Annotated in this window: 5 protein-coding genes; all 5 read right to left on the bottom strand. The window is 59.3% G+C overall.

Annotated features, from left to right (window positions below; translation table 11 throughout):
* Positions 1-367: 367 nt before the first annotated feature.
* The gene (locus ABJP42_RS01410) at positions 368-1,531 is read right to left on the bottom strand and encodes a hypothetical protein (protein WP_348338112.1); all 1,164 of its coding nucleotides are present in this window, start codon (positions 1,529-1,531) and stop codon (positions 368-370) included.
* Positions 1,532-1,605: 74 nt separating this feature from the next.
* Positions 1,606-3,015 (bottom strand): TolC family outer membrane protein, encoded by a 1,410-nt coding sequence (locus ABJP42_RS01405; protein WP_348338111.1) that lies wholly within the window; start codon positions 3,013-3,015, stop codon positions 1,606-1,608.
* Between the two features lie 146 nt (positions 3,016-3,161).
* Positions 3,162-3,815 (bottom strand): protein-L-isoaspartate O-methyltransferase family protein, encoded by a 654-nt coding sequence (locus tag ABJP42_RS01400; RefSeq protein ID WP_348338110.1) that lies wholly within the window; start codon positions 3,813-3,815, stop codon positions 3,162-3,164.
* Positions 3,816-3,928: 113 nt separating this feature from the next.
* Positions 3,929-4,438: a PhnA domain-containing protein gene (locus tag ABJP42_RS01395; RefSeq protein WP_348338109.1), complete on the bottom strand. Its 510-nt coding sequence runs from the start codon at positions 4,436-4,438 to the stop codon at positions 3,929-3,931.
* 110 nt (positions 4,439-4,548) lie between these two features.
* Positions 4,549-4,751, bottom strand: a 203-nt coding sequence (locus ABJP42_RS01390; RefSeq protein WP_348338107.1) for a TraR/DksA family transcriptional regulator, incomplete at its 5' end; no start/stop codon positions are given.

Below are 4,751 nucleotides of genomic sequence, written 5' to 3'. Positions count from 1 at the left end.
CCGACGCCTTTAGGGCTCAGTACCTCGCCGGGCTCGGGCATGGCAGCCACACCCGGTACGAGGCCGACGTCGAAGAGACACTGGATGCCCTGGCCGACCACCTGGAACACAACATGGACCTGAATCAGCTACTCAGTCTCTCTGCCCCCATCCCAGCGCGCTCCTAACCCCAAAAATCCATTCCCATGACGGAGAAGGTTTTGCCAAAACCGACAGCGTTGGCCACCACCACCGCGAGCCCAGGGGAATGAGCAGCGCCGCGCGCCAGCGCGGCGCTGGGCCCAACAAAACAGCTCCCCAAAAGGGGAGCTCTTTTTGGCGGGAGCCCCACCTGTAACAGATGAAAGCTAGCCGAGCTCAGGCCCTGCTAAAGCAGATCCTGCGCCGCCAGAGCCCTTTGGATCTCGCGGCGGACCAGCTTGCGGACATTGCGGGTGATCCGCTCTCCCAGGGCCCCCTGCAGCTCGCTGCGCACGATATCCGCCACCAGTTCGCGCAGACTGTCTTCGTCCAGATAGCTCTCTTCGCCCGCGAACCCCTGCAGACCGTCCAGAGCCTCCTCGGTCACCGCCTCTTCTGCCAGAGTTGCAGCGTCCAGATCCGGCTCAGCAGCAGATTCGCCCTGTAATTCCTGCCGGTCGATTTCCGAGGCTACAGAGGCCTCATCCTGTAGGAAATCAGAAGAATCTGTCTGGTCTTCGATATGGTCCTGCCACGCCAGCGTCTCGATATTGGTGCCCGCATAGGGATCGCTAGAGGCACCATCAGGCTCCCATTGACCATCGGAACGCGCCACTTTGGCTTCCAGTTCAGCGATCTTTTGCACCACGGCAGAGACACGATCACCAGGTCCAGCCTCTTCAGACAGAACCTCCGCAGCATCCCCGCGGTCCACGGGCTCGGGCTCAGCAGTGGCTGTTTCTGTTGCCACATGATCCGTCGAATCTACCGCCGCAAACAGGGTGGCTCCGGGTTGGCGCCAAGGCGCCGCATCGGCTTCTGATGTCGTATCAATATTCGGCGCCATCTCCGGCTCCGAAGTCGCCAGCTCAGCGCTCGCTTCGACGCCGCCCGCCTCCTCCTCATCCGGCTGAAAGAACAAAACTTCCCCCGGCTCAAGATCTTCAAATCCGGCCTGCGACGCGGCAACGTCTGAGGTCGTCGCATCCTCATGGTTCTCAGTGCTGCCCAAGACGCCTTCTGCCTCGGTGGCTTCCGCCTGATCCTCACCATCCCAGAAATCAATATCGTGATCGATGCCTTGGTCCAGGACTGGTGCCCCTTCCCGCTCATCCCGATCCGGGACGGCAGGCACCTCAGCCGACAGCTGAGGCTGCGTGGCATCAGGCTCTTCAGCAATGGGTTCAGAAACCCGCAAAGCCGGGGTCAGCACCAGGCGTGAGGCAGGTTTTGGTTTTGGCGTTTCCTGCACTGGCACCGGACGCGGCACGGATCGGCCATCCTCGCTCACCAAACGGCGGATTGAGGACAGCACATCTTCGATTTCAGCCTGTGTCACAGGATCGGACATATTTATTGAACCACTCTAGCCTTTGAGGCAAGTGTAGCTCCCCTGCCGCCATCGCACAACAATTAGAGAGACTTTTAGTTTTTCCCCAGGGCCCGCAAAACGCGATCCAGATCCCGGCTTTGCTGGCTTACCTGCGCCGGGGCATCCTTGACCAGATTGTAGTAAAGCGTCGGATCGTAGATTTCGACCGCAAGCCCCAGATGTTCCGCTGTCAACAGCCCCTGCGATTGCAACAGAGCATATGAGGCAATGGCCTGGCTGGCCCGCGCCTGCACCCGGGCGGTCGAGGCATTCAGCAGATCCTGCTCGGCCTGCAGCACGTCCAATGTGGTTCGTGCGCCCAAAGTAGCCTCTTCGCGAATGCCGTCAAAGGCAACCTGGGCAGCCCGCACGCTTTCATTCGAAGACACAAGGCTGGCGGTCGCGGCTTCGAGGGTGACATAGGCAGCAGCTACCGCCTGAGCGACGGAGCGCTGAACTGAGATCAACGCCCCACGCTCGGCGTCACGAGAAGCAATGCTGGAACGCAGCGCCGAAGCAAGCTTACCACCAGCGAAGATCGGTTGGGTATAGGTGATACTACCGCCTGTGCTGTCAGTGTTGCCGGCATTGGCAAAGCTAGCAGATGCTGTAATTTCTGCGCCCAGTTCAATTTTTGGCCCAAGACCTTTGCGCGAAGCCTCGATGGCATAATCAGCTGCCTTTACCGAATGCTGCTGCGCCAGAAGGCTTGGGTGATTGCGGGCAGCAATGGTTTCCGCTGCCTGCAGGGAGGCCACCCGTTTGGGCAGGGGTGGCGCGCCTGCAGCCGTTCCAATCGGGTTGCCAACAGCCTGAATATAAGAGGCTTCGGCCGCCAAAAGGTCACCACGGCTTTGGATCAAAGTTGCCCGGGCCGAAGCCAGGCGGCTTTGTGCCAGCGCCACATCAGTACGTGTGACTTCACCAACCTCAAACCGATCCTGCGAGGCTTTCAACTCTTCCTGCAGCAGCCGCAGGTTGTTGGTTTGCAAACGTACGGTTTCCTTCTGCGACAGTACATTTACATAGGCTTCCACCGCATCAAAAAGCACCTGCTGTTCAAAATTGAGCAGGCTTTGACGGGTCGCCAGAACTACCTGTTGCGCCGCGAGCTGCTTAAGCTTGGTCGCGCCGCCATCAAACAGCAACAGACCGAAAGTCAAACTGGTCTTCATCTGATCAACAGATGGACTTCCTGAAGCAACATTCTGTGTGTTGTTCGTGCTTGCGGCTATCGTCCAGTTGACGATCGGACGAAGCCCGGCCACGGCTGCAGCTACGTTTTCATCCTTAACCCGCAAAAGCGCCCGGTTTTGTTCCAGAAGCCCGCTGGTTTTGTAAGCGCCAATCAGCGCGTCTGACAGATTGTCAGCGCTGGCAAATTTGGGCAGCGCCAGCGCCAGTGCCGTGGTCCCGGCAAGCACAAACGTCTTTAACAAACGCGACGATTTTCTCTTATACATCGGTAGTCCTATTCGTTTGCCGCGCCGCCAGCCGCGGATGTTTGGTTTGGTCTTGGCCCCAAAACTAAGGGACCAGAAATTTTCCAACGAGAAACTTCGCCTCAATCCCCCAGCGCCCCCAGGGGTTGAGAGTGCCCTCGGCCTGCTCAGAGAGCGAAGGCCGCAGCTTTTTCGAAACCGGGAAGTACAGCAGCCCCTGCATTGAATTCAAAGCGCCAGGAAATCTGTTCGCCACGTTTGTGGCCGACTTTTACTTCCCCCAGCGCACCGCTCATGAAAATGACGGCAATGCGCCCGCCATCCTTGAGCTGGGTCAGCAGCGACTCGGGCAGGTCTTCGACACCGCCCTGCACCATGATCACATCATAGGGGCCATGTTCCGCCGCGCCTTCGCTCAGCGCGCCAACATGGACAATTGCATTGTCAGCCCCTGCTTCCGAGAGCTGCGCCTGGGCATCGGCCGACATGATCTCATCTTCTTCGACGCCGATGACCATTTCCGCCATCTGCGCGGTCACTGCGGTGGAGTAACCAAGGCCGCAGCCCACATCCAGCACCAGTTCATCGCGCTGAATATCCAGCGCATCCAGCATCTTGGCCAGGGTGCGTGCCTCGATCAAAGTCCGGTTACCGCCCAGATCCATATTGCGATCCGCATAGGCGCCTTCGCGCTGCGCATCGGGAACAAAATCTTCGCGTGGCACCGCCAGCAGGGCTTCGATGATCGGGTATTTGGTCACATCCGAAGGGCGGACCTGAGTGTCAACCATCATGCGGCGACGTTCGGCAAAATCGGTCATATGCTAAACTCTTTTGTTCAGTCTGTTTGGAGGAGTTGTGCCATATCGCTGAACGTACAGCAACGGCCCTTAGGCGGCCCCCGGTCAAATAGCCGCCCTTGTTGCGCCAGCGCCTATTTCTTTTTCACAAACTTTGTCAAAATAACGATGCGCTGGCCGTCAACCCGGCCCTCGATATGTTCAGGATTGTCCTGCACCAACGAGATGCCGCGCACCGCGGTGCCGCGCTTGGCGGTAAAGCCCGCACCCTTTACCGGCAGGTCTTTGATCAGAACTACAGTGTCCCCCGCCGACAGGGGCACGCCATTGCTGTCGGCATGGCCACTCCCGAAAGACTCATTGTCCGCCCAGGCGCGGGTCTCATCGTCCAGCCAGAGCTGATCCGCCAGGTCACGCGCCCAGTCCTGATCCGCAAGCCGCGCCAAAAGCCGCGCGCAGAGCACCTGCACAGCTGGCTCTGTCGACCACATCGAAGAAGAGAGGCAACGCCAGTGGGTCGGCTGCAGCTCCCCCTCGATCTGAGCCTGACAGGTGGCGCAGATCTGCACGCCCGCCTCTTCCGGACCACCGGGAACGTCAAAAAAGCGGGTTGGCTCTTCGGCAGAACACAGGGCGCAGGACATGGCAAAACTCCAGGATTTCAGGCTTGCCCCGCCTTACCCCCTTCGCTGACCAAAGAAAAGCGCCACAACGGGCGGCGGTTCCCCCTAAGCCACCACTCCCGCGCTGCACTCTAGGTGGCGCAGCCACTGCAGAATGGCGTGGCGGGCAACAGGTCCAGCCGTTTTGCAGCGATGCCTTCGCCACAGATCTGGCAATAGCCATAAGATCCCTCTGCCAGTCGTGCTAGGGCCGCATCAATCTGACGCAGCTCTTCAAGTTCATGCAGCCCCAGGGTTTCCAGCACCTCGTCCCCCTGGCGCTCAGAGGATCGAT

The sequence above is a fragment of the Pseudophaeobacter sp. genome (assembly GCF_039971195.1).
Taxonomy (GTDB): domain Bacteria; phylum Pseudomonadota; class Alphaproteobacteria; order Rhodobacterales; family Rhodobacteraceae; genus Pseudophaeobacter.
The sequence above is the reverse complement of the archived record's forward strand: the minus strand, read 5'-3'. Positions and strand labels throughout refer to the sequence as shown.